Genomic DNA, 16,430 nt, shown 5'->3' with positions numbered 1-16,430 from the left:
AGAAAAAAACGAGGAACCTGTCCACATGACAGGTTCATGAGGACAAAGTAAGAGAAGAAACCGTGGAACCTGTCCACCTGAGGGTTTCATGAGGACAAAGTAAGAGAAGAAACCGAGGAACCTGTCCACATGACGGGTTCATGAGGACAATCTAAGAGAAGAAACCGAGGAACTTGGCCTCATGAGGGGTTCATGAGGACAATCCAAGAAGAAAAAACGAGGAACCTGTCCACATGACAGGTTCATGAGGACACTACATAGAAAAAAATAGAGCAACATGTCCACATGATACTTTTCTAAGAACTTGCGTCGTAATATCTAGTGAATTTTTGCAATAGATATCTCAAATTGACCCCTATAAAAAAGGAAAACTAAAGACCTATAGCGAATTTTAATGATTCAGAAGGGGGTTGTAGCTAAATGAAACCAATTTTAATGGAATTTCCTGAAGAAATTTATACTGAAAGACTATATATTCGAAAGCCGATGCCTGAAGATGGAAAAGTGGTCTTTGAAGCTATGCAGGCATCTTTAGAAGAACTGAAACCGTGGATGCCATGGGCCAATAGAGATCAAACCGAGCAAGAGGTCGAGGCCAACATGCGCGACGCACATGCGAAATTTTTAACCAGAGAGGACCTAAGACTACATATCTTTGACCGGGAAACAGGCGGGTTTATCGGTGCAACAGGTTTGCATCGCATGGATTGGAACATACCAAAATTCGAAATCGGCTACTGGATCGATACCAGACAAAGCGGAAAAGGCTATATTACGGAGTCTACTCAAGCAATTACTGACTTTGCCTTTCATGAACTAAACGCAAAACGGGTAGAAATTCGATGTGACAGTAGAAATACAAAAAGTCGCGCTATTCCTGAGAAATTAGGATTTCCCTTAGAAGGAATCCTAAAAAATGACAGTATTTCTGCAGATCGCCAAGAAATCCGTGATACTTGTATCTACGCAAAAACACAATAGGGCAGAAGAAAACTCGACTAGAGTTCTCACTAGTCGAGTTTTCATTACTAGAAACCTAGTATATATCTTTCTAAAAAGAATTTAGTAATGGCCAGATATTCGCGTGAGTATGATTTTAAAACAGCGGACCAGGGGGTAGGAGCAGCTAGACCATCCACCCTCACACCCTTGTAATGTGCAATGGAAAGGGCACGATACATATGGAAGGTGTTCGTTACTACAAGGCCATAATCGAGTTGTGCAGGAATGAGTTTTTTCGAGAATTCTATATTTTCATATGTATCCGTCGAACGGTTTTCTAATAGGATTCGAGATTTGTTAATACCTTGGTTAACTAACTCTCTCTTAATGGCCTCGGCTTCCGAAATGTCCTCACCAGGTCCTTTGCCGCCTGACGCAATAACCACGGTACCCCTATTTTCTTTTAGATACTTTGCTGCAGCATTGATCCTCTTGGCTAACACCAAAGAAGGCTCCACACCTTTAACCCTCGCCCCGAGAACAATCAAATAATCAGCATCCTTTGGTGCTTTTAGTTGGCTATAATGGATTATCTTTACTTGTAAAAAACTAATATAAATAATCCCCATTATTGTCAAGAAACCAATTATCCATAAAAGTCGTTTGTTTTTCGTCATTTTCTCAAATCCTATTTTAGTATTTTTCTATATTAGACAATACCATAATATTACAATTTTTGTTCCGAAAAGAAAAGGCACATGAATTCTATGTGCCTTGAATAACGATATACTCACTCACACACCCACGAAAGACCTATTGTCCCTACACCAGTATGGACACCTGCAACCGTAATGAGCATCATGACTTCTGTTTCAATTGCTGGAAAGCTGTCATTAATGTATTTCTCAACCTCAGCTGCTTTTTTCAGATCATTCGCATGAACAATCGCGACCTTTTTTACTATTTTCGTGTCAAGATCTTCTTTTAACGTAGCTGCCAGCCAAGCTAAAACCTTCTTTTCTGTCCTAACTTTGTCCTTTATCTGGGCAGAGCCGTTTTCAATTGCTAGAATCGGTTTAATATTAAACAAAGAAGCCAATATCTTTTGACTGCCTGAGACTCGCCCGCTTTTGTGAAGCTGGTCCAAATTAGATGGAATCAAATACAAACGGGTATTCTCCCTCATCGCATTTAGCCTATCAACCACTTCCTCAGCATCCATACCTTGCTCAACTAGTTCTATCCCTTTCTCGATTAAAAAAGAAAGAGGATAGGAACCAATCTGCGAATCAATGGCGAAAAGCTTGAAATCTTCCATATCAGCCGCCATAACGGAGGACTGATAGGTCCCTGTTAATACACTGGAGGCATGTATGGCGATCCCAAAATCATAGTCTTCTTTCAATTTTTTATAAAGTTCAACAAAATCGTTAATGGAAGGTTGAGACGACTGAAACTTTCCTTCCTCATTTTTCATCCGCTCATAAAATTCTTGTTCCGTTATATCAATCGTTTCTTTATAAAACTCATCGTTAATGACAACGTGTAAGGGAATGACATATATATGATGTTTCTCAATAAATTCTTTGCTAAGAGAAGCAGTTGTGTCTGTAATCCATGCAATTTTTGATTTGCTCATATCTTTTCCTCCGGTAAATACTTTCAATATAATTAACATTACTATATTGAAAACAGTTTCACTAGTTATATTTGTCATATTAAACTTTGAACATTTTGTGAAAATCACTGGAGTTGTTATTTAAATATATAAAAGTGTGATTTGAATCACTTAGTTGCGACCATTTATTTCATATAATCACTATGGATATAGTGATAACTAAATAAGGAGTGTTTAATTATGTTAGATCAAAATACAATCGATATTATCAAATCAACAGTACCGGTATTAGAAAAGCATGGAGAAACCATCACCACTCGCTTTTATCAATTAATGTTTGGAAACCATCCAGAATTATTAAATATATTCAATCATGCAAATCAAAAACAGGGAAGACAGCAAAAGGCTCTTGCCGGAACGGTATATGCTGCTGCCATGTATATTGATAATCTTGAAGCGATCCTGCCAGTAGTAAAACAAATAGCCCATAAACATAGAAGTCTTGGTATTAAACCAGAACATTATCCAATTGTCGGAAAACATTTATTAATGGCCATTAAGGATGTTTTGGGTGAAGCGGCAACAGATGAAATTATCGATGCTTGGGCTCAAGCTTACAATTTAATTGCAGACGCTTTTATCAGTGTGGAAGCTGAAATGTATGATGAAGCCACACACCAACAGGGGGGCTGGAGCGGTTTCCGTAACTTTGTTGTTGACCGCAAAGTAATGGAAAGTGACGTCATAACATCTTTCTATTTAAAACCAGAAGATAAACGCGAAATCGCTGGTTTCATCCCTGGTCAGTATATTAGTATTAAACTAGAAATTGAGGGAGAAAGGTTTACCCATATCCGCCAATATAGTCTGTCAGATGCCCCTGGCAGAGGTTATTACCGCATCAGTGTTAAAAAAGAGACTGGAACAGCAAATCCTGATGGAATGGTTTCTAATTACTTACATGACAAGGTGAGTGAAGGAGATATTCTTAAAATCAGTGCACCCGCAGGTGATTTTATCCTTGATATTAAAAAAACTACTCCTGTTGTGTTATTAAGTGGAGGCGTTGGCTTAACACCAATGATGAGTATGCTGAAAACAGTTGTGGAAGTGCAGCCGGGACGTCAGGTAACGTTTGTCCATGCAGCAGCAAATAGCAATGTTCATGCCCTAGGCGATGAAGTTAAAGAATTATCTGGTCTCGATAATGTGAAGTCATATATTTTTTATGATGCCCCTACAGAAGAGGACCGCCTAAACAAACGATTTGATGTTGAGGGGTATGTAACTCGTGAGTGGCTTCAAGAAAATGTATCGCTTGAGGATGCAGACTTTTATTTCTGCGGACCAGTACCATTTATGAAATCCATCAATCGTTCTCTAAAAGAATTAGGTGTCAATGAAAGCAGAATTCACTTTGAGTTCTTTGGACCAATGGGGAATTTAGAAGAATAGAGAATGAATTAGCCGGTTTCCAACTTGGAAATCGGCTTTTTATTAATCAAAAGTTAACGACAAGTGAATTTAATGTTTTTTTAATCTAAGACACCTATCTCAAAAGTTTGTTTAGGAACACAACTGTGATTTAATAAAAGAAAAAGGCCAGAAAGGGTGTCACACATGGGTAAGAATACCATCCGCTCCATCACGGTCATCGGGGCATTGTTTTGTCTCCTGTGGCTGATTGGACTTGGCTGGGCAGTAGGTCAATATTATGCAGACAAACCGGACAAGGTTCCGATTACAAATACTGCCAGCAAAAAAGTGGAGAACAAAAAAGGTCTAACAATCGTGGCTTTGGGGGATTCGTTAACTAGGGGCACTGGTGATGAGACTGGAAAAGGGTACGTCGGAGATCTGACTGATCAAATTAAAGAAAAAACAAAAAAGCAGGTCCAACTCACCAATTTAGGCATCAATGGGCAGACCTCAGACCAACTTCGTAAACAGGTCCTGCAAACAGAAGTCGGACGGCAAATCAAAAAGGCTGACATGGTGTTAGTAACGATTGGCGGAAATGATTTGTTTCGCGGAGGTCAAGGATTAACTGATTATTCAACAGGAAATATCGCAGCTATTGAAAAAAAATATCTAGAAAATTTAAAGTTTATCTTGGAGCAGATACGTAAGAACAACAAAACGGCCAATGTCTTTTTCATTGGATTATACAATCCATTTATTGAGTTAGATCAGGGTAAAGAGATGTCAAAGGTGGTCCGCCACTGGAATTATGACAGTGCCGAGGTAAGTGCAGCATATCCGAAAATTGTCTTTGTGCCAACATTTGACTTGTTTGAATTAAAAGTAAATGATTATCTATATTCAGATAAGTTTCATCCGAACTCAAAAGGTTATCGTTTAATTGCAGAACGTGTAGCTTCACTGCTTACCTGGTAAGGAGAAGAAAATATGGAGAAAAACATTACCTTAGCTGTTGAAAATTTAAAAAAAGTCATTGGAAAAAGAGAAATTATAAAAGGATTAACATTTGATCTGCACGAAGGGGAAGTATTTGGATTTTTGGGACCAAATGGTGCAGGGAAAACGACCACCATCCGGATGCTGGTTGGACTAATCAAACCGACTGCTGGAAACATTCAAATTTGCGGCTACAATGTAGCTGATCAATTCCAACAGGCGATGAGCAATCTCGGCTGCATTGTGGAAAACCCAGAATTATATCCTTACCTATCTGGCTATAACAACCTGCTTCATTTTGCCCGTATGCTTGATGGGATTGGCGAAGAGCGTATTAAAGAGGTCACCGAGCTTGTTGGTTTAACGGACCGGGTACACGATAAAGTGAAAACTTATTCGTTGGGAATGCGGCAGCGTCTTGGGATCGCCCAAGCCCTTTTAGGCGGGCCCAAGGTTTTAATCCTAGATGAACCAACAAATGGTCTAGACCCGGCTGGAATTCGGGAAATGCGGCAATTTATCCGTTTCTTGGCAGAAAAGGAAGGACTAAGCGTTCTTGTCTCGAGTCATTTATTAAGTGAAATTCAGTTATTGTGTGATCGGGTTGCGATTATTTCAAAAGGAGAGATTATAAAAATTGATACAGTTGAGCAGCTCCTTGCGAATCGTGAACGGGCTGTCTGGCGTGTTTCTCCATTTGAAAAAGGGAAACAAGTATTAAGTACAGTTACTGAATTGCAGGAAAGTGACGATGGGACGTTTGTAACGGAATATGATGAACAGAAAATACCGGAATGGAATAAACAGCTAGTGGCGGCAGGGATTTCCGTCAGGGAAATTAATCGGAAAATGCCTGTGTTGGAAGATTTATTCCTCGAATTAACGGGGGGTGACTCAATTGAATAAATTAATCCAAAATGAAATGATGAAGCTGATTGCCAAGAAAAGGCTAGTGGTCATTGCCCTGATTATTGGTGTACTAGTCTTATTGTTTACATATGCCCAATATAAGCAAGTCGAGACGCAGCGAGAAAAATTAGGAACAAGTGATTGGCGTACGATATTGCAGCAGCAAATTGTCGATACGACCAACCGTTTAAGCAGCAGCCGATTATCAGACGAATGGAAAAAGCAGCTGCAAATCTCATTACAGCAGCAGCAATACTATTTAGATCATGATATCAACCCATCTGAGCCCGGTGCACCCACGTTCATCCGTATCTTTTTGGAGAATTCCATTGATTTATTTATCCCTTTGATGGTCATGGTCATTGCCAGTGATTTGGTTTCTTCAGAACATAGTCTTGGCTCAATTAAGCTGCTCTTGACAAGGCCAGTAAAAAGATGGAAAGTGCTGTTAAGTAAATACATCACACTTTGTTTAGCGGTGTCGTTAATCATAGCCATTACCGGTTTCCTTTCCTATCTAATCTCTGGATTAGTTTTTGGCTATAAAGGCTGGGGGGCGCCAATCCTGACAGGATTTAACGTGACAGATACAGGATTAAATACGACAGATGTAAAACTTCTCAGCCTGTGGAAATTTCTATTGATGGATTTTGGATTAGTTTGGTTTGTGGCGATAGTTGTTGGTACGTTATCGTTCATGTTGTCTGTTCTTATCCGGAGCACCGCCGCCGGAATGGGGGTTATGCTCGCAGCGCTCATCTCAGGAGCAATCTTAAGTAATATGGTATCTTCATGGGAATCGGCCAAATATTTTTTTATGGTCAATTTACGGTTAACGGATTACATGAAGGGAACAGCTCCACCGATAGAGGGCATGGATCTCTCCTTCTCCATGATGGTATTATTTATTTGGTGGGCTGTCGCTTTACTTATTTCCTTCACGGTATTTACAAAAAAAGATGTTTATTAGTCTTTGAAGCTATTCCTATTCTTGGAATAGCTTATTTTGTGTGGTCTTAGTTATGTAAGGTAAGTGAAAAGTGGCATTTCTTAAAATTTGATTGAATATTATTAATTTTATAAAATAGTGTTGAAACACGAAAAAAGGAGGGATCCCAATGACATTTGCGGTAAAAAAAATTGACCATGTCCAGCTTGCCGGTCCAAAAGGGTGTGAGGAAGCCGCAAGAGAATTTTTTTCAGGCATCCTTGGATTAACAGAGGTGGAAAAACCAGAAGAGTTAAAAAAACGCGGTGGAGTATGGTTTGAGTTTGGTACCTTTCAGCTGCATATAGGCATAGAAGATCCGTTCTTACCTGCTAAAAAGGCACATCCAGCATTAATCGTTGAAAATATAGAAGGCTTAAAAAGCCACCTAAAAGAGCAAGAAATTGCTTTTACAGAAGATGATAACCTAACAGGGGCGAGTAGGATTCATGTCTTTGACCCATTTGGCAATCGTCTTGAATTTATTGAATGGGACTAACAGAATTTTGTAAAATAAAAACCCCCATCCCATTAGGGGATAGGGGGTGCGCCTTACTATCGGGGGATACCAGGCAATCATTTTTCGGGATCTATCAAATCATTGGCAGAGAGGAGGGGGATTCCTCTGCTAGGAAAAGAACAAATTAATTTATCTTGCTTTTTGCTGTTGTTTTAATAGGTGCACGGTCGACTCCAAAATGCTGTTTGAGTATTAAAGATGGACCGCCAAGATTAAACAGATAGCGAGCTTCAATAACCAATTTCATAAAAGCTCCAATTAGGCCGGATAACCGGACACTGCCAACCTTTCCGACACCTACTTTAAGCCCAATCGAGGCAACAGAGCCCTTATGATGATATTCAAAAGCCTTTAAGGATTCTCCGCGAATGGAAGCAATAATATTCTTCGCACATACAGGTGCTTGCTGCAGAGCAACTTGGGCTGTTGGTGCCAGTGCATTCTTTTCGTCCTTCATAAATAGCGAGCAATCTCCTAGACTAAAGACATTTTTCATGTCTTTAACGCGAAGGTACGAATCAACCTCAATTTTTCCTTTTACAATTGGCAGTCCCCAATTATGAACAATCGAATTTCCCTTGACACCACAAGACCAGATTAAAGTCCGGGTTTGAATGTCGATATTCGGATCTATGACAACCTTTTCAGGTGTACATTCAAGAATTTTTCTACCTGTAATCAGTTCAATATTCATCTTTTCTAAGACTTCTGTTGTATATTCAATCGATTGCTTAGGGAAGAATGGAATCACAGAAGGTGCCGCCTCAATGGCTATGATTTTTACTTTTTCAAACGGAATATTGTGTTCTTTACATAATTTAGGAAGCCCATCCGCAAACTCTCCCAGCAGCTCGACACCAGTAAAACCACCACCGGCAACAACAAAAGTTAAGCGAGAAGGGTCTTGATCCTGTTTATATAAGTTAAACTGTTTAATAATTTGATTGTAAATAGCTTTTGAACTTCGAAAACTTCTAATTTGAAAGGCATTTTCCTTGATACCAGGCGTTCCGTATGTTTCAACCTCAAATCCAAGCGCGATTAATAAATAATCATATTGTACACTATCGCCGCCTTCAAGGAAGACTTCTTGTTTATTTATATCGACAGATGAAACAGCTGCCTGGAGAAAGCGAGTCTTGCTAGGATCAATTAGTTCAGGAATAGACATTGCAATTTGACGATCGGCTGCTGTCCCAACTACTGTTTTGTGAAGCTGCGTGGTAATGTAGTGATATTCATGCTTATTAATCAGGGTAACATCTGCTTCTCCTGATTTTAATAATTTTTCAAGACTTTTACTTGTGATAATTCCACCATAACCGGCACCTAAGATTACAACTTTTGGCTTATTCATTTAACTCCCCACTCCAAACTTTATTTATCTATATTTTTTTGTGAATTCATTCACATTCTATTTGTTAAAAAAATAGAGCCGAGCTCCTTTTTAAATATTGTGAAATAATTCACAATAATTGATGCTTTTAGGATACGCTAATCCTAAAAAAATCTCAAGAGGTTTTTAACTAAAAATTTGTCAGATTGGTAAATTTTTTTTGACGAATGGGGCATGATAATTCCGTGCAAAAAGAAAATTTAAGACAACCGGAAGGAGAGTTAGAAAAATGAAGCTTAGAGGATTAGTTTTCACACTAGCATTTTTCATAATGCCTGCTGCTGCGCTGGCTAATGATACGATCCCTGCGAATCATGAATCGAAACCGTGTGATTGTAAAGAAGGAAACCGCCACCATATGAACCATAAAGATTGGCAGGCCATGATGGCAGAAAGAGAGCAAAAGCTCCTTGGATGGGTAGGTCAATATACCCCTGAAAAAAAGGCAGAATGGACTAGGGTTCTCAAGGAAAAGAAAGACCTCCGTACCCAATGGATGAGCCCGGAAAATTCCGCCAAACGTGAGCAATGGAAAAAAGAAAGAATCGCTAAAATTGAGGGCCTGAAGAAGCAATTTGAATCAGGTAAGATCACTAAAGAGGAGTTTATTAAACAAGCACATGGCGGAAAAGAGATGGGACATTGGAAAACCTTCCATGAACTAAGAATAGCTGTTGATAAAAAGGATAATAAACAAGCAGCGATGCTTTTAAATCGGCTATTAGATCAAACTAAACAGCATAATCAGTTAATGAAAGATAAACTATCAAAGTAAAAAACAGGTACCATTTTCAGTTCCACGCAAAAACAAAAAAAGGGTAAAACCGGAGGCATCCCTTGACAAGCCAGGGGATGCCTCCGTTAATTCCCTACTTTTTAAGATCGATTTGGTCTTTCTTTGCTTCAATGATATCCTCTTTAATTTCTTCCTTAATATCCTCTGCAATTCCCTCAGTTGCTCGTTTGAATTCGCGAATCGATTTCCCAAATGCTCGTCCGATTTCAGGAAGTTTGTTTGGTCCGAAGATTACTAAAGCCACTATTAAAATCAAGATTAATCCGGGTACACCAATATTAGAAAACATTTCTTCATCTCCTAGTGATGAGTTGTAACTATTTCAACGCTATTATAACGTTTTTTTTTCTATTGTACTAGTGAAGAATGTTTAAGAGAAGTTCGCATGGATGAAAAATAAAATTAAGAAAGTAATTGCAAGTTTGAAATGCCAATTGCGGTCATTTCTTTTAAAACGCTTAAGTCCCATAAATAGTAAGGGAAAGAGACCAATGGCTGTAATAATTCCAGAAATATAGGTGAAGTCCAGTTTAAATCCACGTAAAATCGCCATATAGGCATGCAGAATAACGACTCCTGTCGATAGGAGTGCAACAGGAACATGCCACTTGCGCACCAATTTACCGATAAATTGTAAAATTGCTTTTAACTCGATTGCTCCCCATTTAATGCCTTTGAGCTTTTTCATTTTTAATAATAAAAAGATTGGATAAATAGAGAGGGCAGCATAAAATCCAATTTGCGCAATCGAACCGAATTGCTTAAAAGTACCCTTATATTGCCGGAAATCTTGAGTCATTAATGTATGGCGGTATAAATATACAAACAGTACTTCAACTAAAATTAAACAGACCGTGACGATCAAAAATAGATTAACTCTTTCCCGTTCTTTAGGATTTGGAATAAAGTTTGCTAAGAAACCAGTTTTTCTGTGCGAAAGGGAATCTTGTTTCATGTTAATCACACACCTTTTCTTAATCTTTTTAAATTATAGATTGAAATTATGAAATTTTAATGAGAAGTGCAGTCCATGGTGGGGGATTTTAGTTGATATATAAATTGGAGATATCCCTTTTTGAAGGATACAGCCGGAGAGAAAAGTATTCCGGCCGTGGTTTTAAAATAAGTCAATCTTAAATAACAAGAGTTGATTGTACGTAGAAGTATAAAAGCTTGGCTGTATTTTCAATCGAAGATACATGAGTCCGTTCAAAAGCATGTGAGGAGTCAATACCAGGCCCGATTAAGCCATGAACGATATCATGTCCGGAGCGAATCGCCGCAGAAGCATCTGAACCATAAAAGGGATAAATATCTAGTTTGTAGCCAATCTTATTTTCTTCGGCAAGACGTACCAAGTGTTTCCGTAACTCATAATGATAAGGGCCACTAGAATCCTTTGCACAAATAGAAACGGTGTATTCATCTGTGGATTGGCCATCACCCATAGCCCCCATGTCGACTGCTAAGTATTCAACTGTCTCTGGTGTAATATTGGAATTCCCGCCATAGCCGATTTCCTCATTGTTAGAGATTAAGAAATGAGTCGTATAAGGCAAAATAATTCCTTCATTTTTGATTTGTTTGATCAATTGAAGAAGTATCCCTACGCTTGCCTTATCATCTAAATGGCGTGATTTAATATAGCCGCTTGGGGTAAGTTCTACACGCGGGTCAAACGCAACAAAATCACCAACTTCAATTCCAAGCGCACGCACTTCTTCCGCAGTATGTACTTTTTCATCAATCCGTATTTCGATATTATCTTGGTTCCGCTCGGCTTTGCCCGCATCTTTATACACATGGACAGAGGTTTGGTGCATCAGGATAGTTCCGCTATATTTTTTGCCATTTTGCGTTTCAATTAGGCAGTATTCACCTTCAATCGAGTTATATTTAAAACCGCCAATTAAGTCAATTTTTAATCTGCCATTTGCTTTTACTTCTTTTACCATAGCCCCAAGGGTATCCACATGGGCGGTAAGCATCCGTTGTTTGCTGCTGTCTTGTCCTTTTAAGGTGGCAATTAAGCCGCCTTTTCGATTTCGATATGTATCAACCTCTAGCTCTTGAAGGAACTTCTCTACAAAAGTGATGACCTTATTCGTATTTCCGGTTGGGCTCGGAATGGATACTAAATCGGCAATCAGCTTCATTGTTTCTTCTGAATTGATTTGGTTCATTTTTCATTACCCCTTTTCTGTTTCACTCTCTTTTATTATACCTAATCTTGGCAAAAGAAGTGGTTCTAAACCATCTTATGGTCAACTTTTTACATTTGATGCATACGTTAACAAGTGTCGTATTTTTATTTTTGGGGAATAAATACAATTGAATCTGGGAATAAAGGGAATACGAAATAGTAAGAAAAAATAGGGGAGCACCTTGAATCAATCTGTTTTATACAATGGGAGGAGAAAAAGTTGACCAGATTAGAACTATATCATCAACAAAAAACGAAGCAGTTACCGTGGAAGGGTCTAATTTTTTCCTTAGCAGCAAGTTTAATCTTAACTGCCGGTTTCTTTGTTTTTCGCTATTATTATCAAAGTACGATAAAAATTGACGCACCTGCAGAACAATTAGGAGAAAAAGTGGTGATTCACTTACCAAATGGTCAAAAGGTCTACACCTATGATAATTTTTTGGTTAAAAAAAATGGAAAGACTTATTATAAAGGGGAACGGAATACCATCGATTTAACAGGAGGCACCGTTGCTTATGAGGATTGGAAGTAAACATTTTGGAAACAAGAGCGCATGCAGCCGCGTGCGCTTTTATTATTTAAACGGACGATTCCATTTTTCGTTTATGGATAGTTGTAGTCTTAAAGCGTGTAAAATGGTAATCTATTAATAATCGTTTAGGAGTATTTTATTTAGCACCTCAAAATACACAAAAGGAAGATTATTACATGAAATACTTCATTTTGACACTCATCATATTCGATATTCTTATCATTTTGGCAGTTATTTGTGGTGAAATATTTTTTAGGATATGACCATGATTCTAATAAGATGGCGGGTTATTTAGTTATAGAGCGATCATTAGGTATTTTTCGAAAAACAATCACCAAGTTGAAGATAAGAATAACGGTAAAGTAGAAAGCGTACATCAAAATAGAGACCCACGTATTTTGATGGAAATTTGCTCCTGCGTAGCAAAGGACAAATATATTTGGTAATTTGCCTAAAACTGAAGCTGCAAAAAACACAATCCAATCGACTTTACTTAGGCCACAAACGACATTAACGACTGGCGCGGGAATGATAGGGATTAATCGTGCTGTTAAAATTGCTAAGAAGGACTTGCGATTAAGGGCTTCTTCATATTGTTGAGCCTTAGGATACTTTTTTAATTTCTTTTGTGCCCAATCTCTAAAGCCATATCTGGTTACAAAAAAGAGAAGGACAGTACCAAGCATGGAGCCAGAAAGGGAGATTACCGTTCCCTGTAGGGTTCCAAAAACAGCTCCGATAATACCAGTTGAAACGGCAAAAGGAACTAGTGGAAAGAAAACGTTTATCGTAAGCAGTAATATACTAAGGAGAATTGCATGACTACCGCCATCTTTAACCATTTCAATCAGAATATTTTTTTGAGTCATTCCAACAACTAAGATGGTAATGAGCATAATGACGATGACTATTTTTTTAAACATTTTGCACCCTCAATCGTTTTCAATCATTTACCTTCTACCTATTATAATATAAATCATAAAAGACATAGTTTGTTAATAAAACTTTAATCATTTGGTTCAAAAAGGTAAGTCTATAAGAATTTGCCATCGGGAAAACAGAGTACCACCTAAATTTAGAGGGTGATTATATTTGGTTCCAGCAAAATAAATTTAAACGTTCATAGATTTTCCATAAATAAATTCTTTATTATCTAAACGATTTTACATATAATGATTCAAGATTCTTTAAAAGATTCATAGATACCTTATTAACCGAAGATTTTATCGAAAGCTTTTTCGCATGATTAATATTTAAAAGCAAATTTCCTCATGAAAAGCTGTAGAATTATTTTAACTAACATGTTCGTTCGATTGAAGTTTCTTGAAAGGAATGATTCTGTGACTAAAAAAATTCTAGTGATTTCCTCTGACCATACCGGTCATGGACATAAAAGTATCGCTGAAGCTTTACATGAAAAAATCAATGTAGATACCCAGATTGATATCCATGTGGTCGATGGTTTTGCTCTAGGGGGAACAGCTTTATTAAACATTGGTAAATCGTACGGACCGATTACCCGTTATTCTGCAAAACTGTGGGACACCATTTGGCATTTATCTGCAAAGAATTCTGTTTTAGTGGATAAATTCGTTGAAGCACTGATTAAAAAAAATTTCCTGTCTTTACTAAATAAAGTGAAACCAGATTTGATATTATCGATTCATCCAAATTTCAATGGATCCGTTATAAATATCCTGAGAAAAGAAAACATTCACGTTCCATTTGGCACCCTGATAGCCGATCTTGTGAATATTTATCCTTTATGGGCAGACCAACGAGTAGACTTTATCCTTAGCCCTACGGAGGAAGCTAAAGAAAAATGTTTAGAATTTGGCGTTCCGGAAGAAAAAATCCGTGTAGTTGGATTTCCTGTTAGGGAAAGATTTCATCGCTATTCACGCAAGCGGACCAATGAAAGATCCACTCTCAACTTTTTAATGATGAGCGGTGGTGAAGGAGTAGGTAATATGCGTGTGAGTGCAGAAAAACTGCTAGAACACTTTGATTGTACTGTTAGCATCATTGCAGGCAGAAATGAAAAATTGCAAATGGAATTGGAATCATCATTAAAAGAACGTTTTGGAGACCGAGCACAAATTTATGGGTTTGTTAAAAATATTCAAGATTTGATGCAGGCAGCAGATATTGCGATTACTAGAGGAAGCCCGAATGTAATGTTTGAAGCTGTTGCGACAAACTTACCTATTATTATAACAGGAGCCTTGCCGGGGCAAGAAAAAGACAATCCAAGTTTTGCAGAAAAGCATAATTTAGGTGTGTTCTGCCAAAATACTGAACACCTTACTTCCATTATCAAAGGAATGTTAGCAAATAATGGGGAACGTTTAACCTCTATCAGGGAATCGCAAAGAAACTTTATCAACCAGCAGGCAGCCGATGATATTTTGAATTTTCTGCTCTCGGTGGAAGAACAGGAGTATGTGCCTGTGAAGAAAAAAAGATTTGGCTTTGCGTTTGCGTTTGCTTCAAATAAATAAACATCTCTATTTTACCAACCGATAAAAAGACTTGAGTGTCCTGTCACTCAAGTCTTTTTTCTTTGATAGAATAATTGGTAGTTATCAATAATAGTTTTCCTTTGCTCATTTCATAAATAAATAATACAATTTTAATGTAAATTTTCTTTTTTTTAAAATAGAAAGGGTATATATTTAAGGTTAGGCTGTAATAAAATGGTGCATCAATAAATTTGGATATTTCTAACCCGTTTAATGGTGTTTAAACACTTTCAGCTTTTTTAATGATAGTTATATGATCGATAACTACTTGGAATATTCGGATTTAAGCGAGGTTATAAACATGGGGAAAAAAGTATTAATTATTTCTTCTGATAATACAGGACATGGACATAAAAGTATTACAGAATCATTGAATGAAAAATTCAAACTCGACACTAATATTGAGGTCAAAGTAATAGACGGCTTTTCACTAGGCGGACCATTATTGATGAAGATTGGCAAGTCTTATGGTCCGATAACAAGAATGTCAGAAAACCTATGGAAAATGGTATTTAATTTTTCAGCTAAAAACCCAGAGTTAATTAATAAATTTATAGAAAATTTAATAAAAGATACTTTTTTAAAATTATTGATTGCAGAAAAACCTGATTTAATTTTATCGGTTCATCCAAATTTTAATGGGTCGATTTTAAATATCTTAGAAAAACATACTATTAAAATACCATTTTTTGTTCTTATTGCCGATCTTGTAAACATATCCCCGCTATGGGCCGATAAGAGAGTTGATTATACGATTTGTCCCACGACTGAATCACGAGACAAGTGTATCGAATATGGCTTACCAGTAGAGAGGCTAAAAGTCTTAGGGTTTCCTGTACGCTCCAGATTTTTTAGAGACAGTATGAATAAAAAGGTTAGTTATAGCGGTGCGGAACCTTTAAAATGTTTAATCATGAGCGGTGGCGAGGGTGTGGGCAATATGATGAATATTGCCGAAGTGTTGCTCGATCATTTTGATTGCAATGTAAAAATAGTAGCAGGAAGAAATAAAAAGTTAAAATCATTGTTAGAGCAATCGCTCAACAGTAAATATGGAGATAAAGTGGAGATTTTTGGTTTTACCGAAAATATTCAAGATCTTATGTTCGATTCCGATATCGCGTTTACAAGAGGCAGCCCGAATGTAATGTTTGAGGCAATTTCTTCCAATACGCCAATTATTATAACAGGAGCTTTACCTGGCCAAGAAGAGGACAATCCCTACTTTGCCGAAAGCTTAAATTTGGGAGTAATATGTGAGGGAACAAGTGAAATTAAACATATGATTAGCGAATTGCTTGCCAATGAAGCGGAGAAACTAAAAAATATTATCGAATGTCAAAAAAGTTATATAAAGCCTGAAGTGGCAGAAGAAATTATTCAATTCCTTTTAGAGGTAGAAAATCAATCTGAAAGGGAGCTGCAGCTTGCCTAATAGTAGGAAAAGAGTTTTATTTAGATAAAGGTTGTGTTAGTAAATGCTGTTGATTTTAAGCAATGTTGATTGGAGTGGAAGGCGCGAAGACTCCTCGAAAATGCTATCGCATTTCCTTCGTACGTGGGCGGATTCGACGATGCAAATA

At 37.6% G+C, this 16,430-nt stretch carries 17 protein-coding genes; 10 read left to right on the top strand and 7 right to left on the bottom strand.

The window, feature by feature from the left end; translation table 11 throughout:
- Nucleotides 1-420 precede the first annotated feature (420 nt).
- Complete coding sequence (locus tag ACZ9EE_RS04670) at nucleotides 421-981, top strand: GNAT family N-acetyltransferase (protein WP_476025507.1); 561 nt, start codon at nucleotides 421-423, stop codon at nucleotides 979-981.
- A 47-nt stretch (nucleotides 982-1,028) separates the two neighbouring features.
- Here the strand turns inward: ACZ9EE_RS04670 and ACZ9EE_RS04665 are convergent, their stop codons facing one another.
- Both ACZ9EE_RS04665 and ACZ9EE_RS04660 read right to left on the bottom strand, forming a co-directional pair.
- Nucleotides 1,029-1,619: a YdcF family protein gene (locus tag ACZ9EE_RS04665; protein WP_476025506.1), complete on the bottom strand. Its 591-nt coding sequence runs from the start codon at nucleotides 1,617-1,619 to the stop codon at nucleotides 1,029-1,031.
- 113 nt (nucleotides 1,620-1,732) lie between these two features.
- A complete protein-coding gene (locus ACZ9EE_RS04660; RefSeq protein ID WP_476025505.1) occupies nucleotides 1,733-2,581 on the bottom strand; it encodes a DegV family protein in 849 nt (282 codons plus the stop codon).
- A gap of 219 nt (nucleotides 2,582-2,800) precedes the next feature.
- Here ACZ9EE_RS04660 and hmpA point away from each other — a divergent pair, with 219 nt between their 5' ends.
- From hmpA to ACZ9EE_RS04635, 5 genes are all read left to right on the top strand, one after another.
- Nucleotides 2,801-4,015: an NO-inducible flavohemoprotein gene (gene hmpA / locus ACZ9EE_RS04655; protein WP_476025504.1), complete on the top strand. Its 1,215-nt coding sequence runs from the start codon at nucleotides 2,801-2,803 to the stop codon at nucleotides 4,013-4,015.
- 165 nt (nucleotides 4,016-4,180) lie between these two features.
- On the top strand, nucleotides 4,181-4,957 hold the full coding sequence (locus ACZ9EE_RS04650; RefSeq protein WP_476025503.1) for an SGNH/GDSL hydrolase family protein: 777 nt from the start codon (nucleotides 4,181-4,183) through the stop codon (nucleotides 4,955-4,957).
- A gap of 12 nt (nucleotides 4,958-4,969) precedes the next feature.
- Nucleotides 4,970-5,884: an ABC transporter ATP-binding protein gene (locus ACZ9EE_RS04645; RefSeq protein ID WP_476025502.1), complete on the top strand. Its 915-nt coding sequence runs from the start codon at nucleotides 4,970-4,972 to the stop codon at nucleotides 5,882-5,884.
- Nucleotides 5,877-6,857, top strand: a complete 981-nt coding sequence (locus ACZ9EE_RS04640; RefSeq protein ID WP_476025501.1) for an ABC transporter permease — start codon at nucleotides 5,877-5,879, stop codon at nucleotides 6,855-6,857. Before ACZ9EE_RS04645 ends, ACZ9EE_RS04640 begins: the two co-directional genes overlap by 8 nt.
- 148 nt (nucleotides 6,858-7,005) lie before the next feature.
- Entirely contained in the window at nucleotides 7,006-7,374 is a 369-nt protein-coding gene (locus ACZ9EE_RS04635) for a VOC family protein (RefSeq protein ID WP_476025500.1), read from the top strand.
- A gap of 145 nt (nucleotides 7,375-7,519) precedes the next feature.
- Here the strand turns inward: ACZ9EE_RS04635 and ACZ9EE_RS04630 are convergent, their stop codons facing one another.
- A complete protein-coding gene (locus ACZ9EE_RS04630; protein ID WP_476025499.1) occupies nucleotides 7,520-8,752 on the bottom strand; it encodes an NAD(P)/FAD-dependent oxidoreductase in 1,233 nt (410 codons plus the stop codon).
- A 268-nt stretch (nucleotides 8,753-9,020) separates the two neighbouring features.
- On the opposite strand from ACZ9EE_RS04630, the gene ACZ9EE_RS04625 reads away from it, so the two are divergent.
- The gene (locus ACZ9EE_RS04625; protein WP_476025498.1) at nucleotides 9,021-9,566 is read left to right on the top strand and encodes a hypothetical protein; all 546 of its coding nucleotides are present in this window, start codon (nucleotides 9,021-9,023) and stop codon (nucleotides 9,564-9,566) included.
- Nucleotides 9,567-9,660: 94 nt separating this feature from the next.
- Here ACZ9EE_RS04625 and ACZ9EE_RS04620 read toward each other — a convergent pair whose 3' ends face one another.
- From ACZ9EE_RS04620 to ACZ9EE_RS04610, 3 genes are all read right to left on the bottom strand, one after another.
- Nucleotides 9,661-9,876 carry a twin-arginine translocase TatA/TatE family subunit gene (locus tag ACZ9EE_RS04620; RefSeq protein WP_476025497.1) on the bottom strand — a complete coding sequence of 72 codons (216 nt, stop codon included), beginning with the start codon at nucleotides 9,874-9,876 and terminating at the stop codon, nucleotides 9,661-9,663.
- An 81-nt stretch (nucleotides 9,877-9,957) separates the two neighbouring features.
- Nucleotides 9,958-10,542 carry a hypothetical protein gene (locus ACZ9EE_RS04615; protein WP_476025496.1) on the bottom strand — a complete coding sequence of 195 codons (585 nt, stop codon included), beginning with the start codon at nucleotides 10,540-10,542 and terminating at the stop codon, nucleotides 9,958-9,960.
- A 178-nt stretch (nucleotides 10,543-10,720) separates the two neighbouring features.
- Nucleotides 10,721-11,770 carry a M42 family metallopeptidase gene (locus ACZ9EE_RS04610; RefSeq protein ID WP_476025495.1) on the bottom strand — a complete coding sequence of 350 codons (1,050 nt, stop codon included), beginning with the start codon at nucleotides 11,768-11,770 and terminating at the stop codon, nucleotides 10,721-10,723.
- A 240-nt stretch (nucleotides 11,771-12,010) separates the two neighbouring features.
- On the opposite strand from ACZ9EE_RS04610, the gene ACZ9EE_RS04605 reads away from it, so the two are divergent.
- Nucleotides 12,011-12,325, top strand: a complete 315-nt coding sequence (locus ACZ9EE_RS04605; RefSeq protein WP_476025494.1) for a hypothetical protein — start codon at nucleotides 12,011-12,013, stop codon at nucleotides 12,323-12,325.
- A gap of 287 nt (nucleotides 12,326-12,612) precedes the next feature.
- On the opposite strand, the gene ACZ9EE_RS04600 is transcribed toward ACZ9EE_RS04605, so the two are convergent.
- The gene (locus ACZ9EE_RS04600) at nucleotides 12,613-13,248 is read right to left on the bottom strand and encodes a TVP38/TMEM64 family protein (RefSeq protein WP_476025493.1); all 636 of its coding nucleotides are present in this window, start codon (nucleotides 13,246-13,248) and stop codon (nucleotides 12,613-12,615) included.
- A 390-nt stretch (nucleotides 13,249-13,638) separates the two neighbouring features.
- Here ACZ9EE_RS04600 and ACZ9EE_RS04595 point away from each other — a divergent pair, with 390 nt between their 5' ends.
- On the top strand, nucleotides 13,639-14,826 hold the full coding sequence (locus tag ACZ9EE_RS04595; protein WP_476025492.1) for an MGDG synthase family glycosyltransferase: 1,188 nt from the start codon (nucleotides 13,639-13,641) through the stop codon (nucleotides 14,824-14,826).
- 322 nt (nucleotides 14,827-15,148) lie between these two features.
- Nucleotides 15,149-16,282: an MGDG synthase family glycosyltransferase gene (locus ACZ9EE_RS04590; protein ID WP_476025491.1), complete on the top strand. Its 1,134-nt coding sequence runs from the start codon at nucleotides 15,149-15,151 to the stop codon at nucleotides 16,280-16,282.
- The last annotated feature ends 148 nt before the right edge of the window (nucleotides 16,283-16,430 follow it).

This window comes from Bacillus sp. URHA0034 (assembly GCF_056280405.1).
The sequence above is the reverse complement of the archived record's forward strand: the minus strand, read 5'-3'. Positions and strand labels throughout refer to the sequence as shown.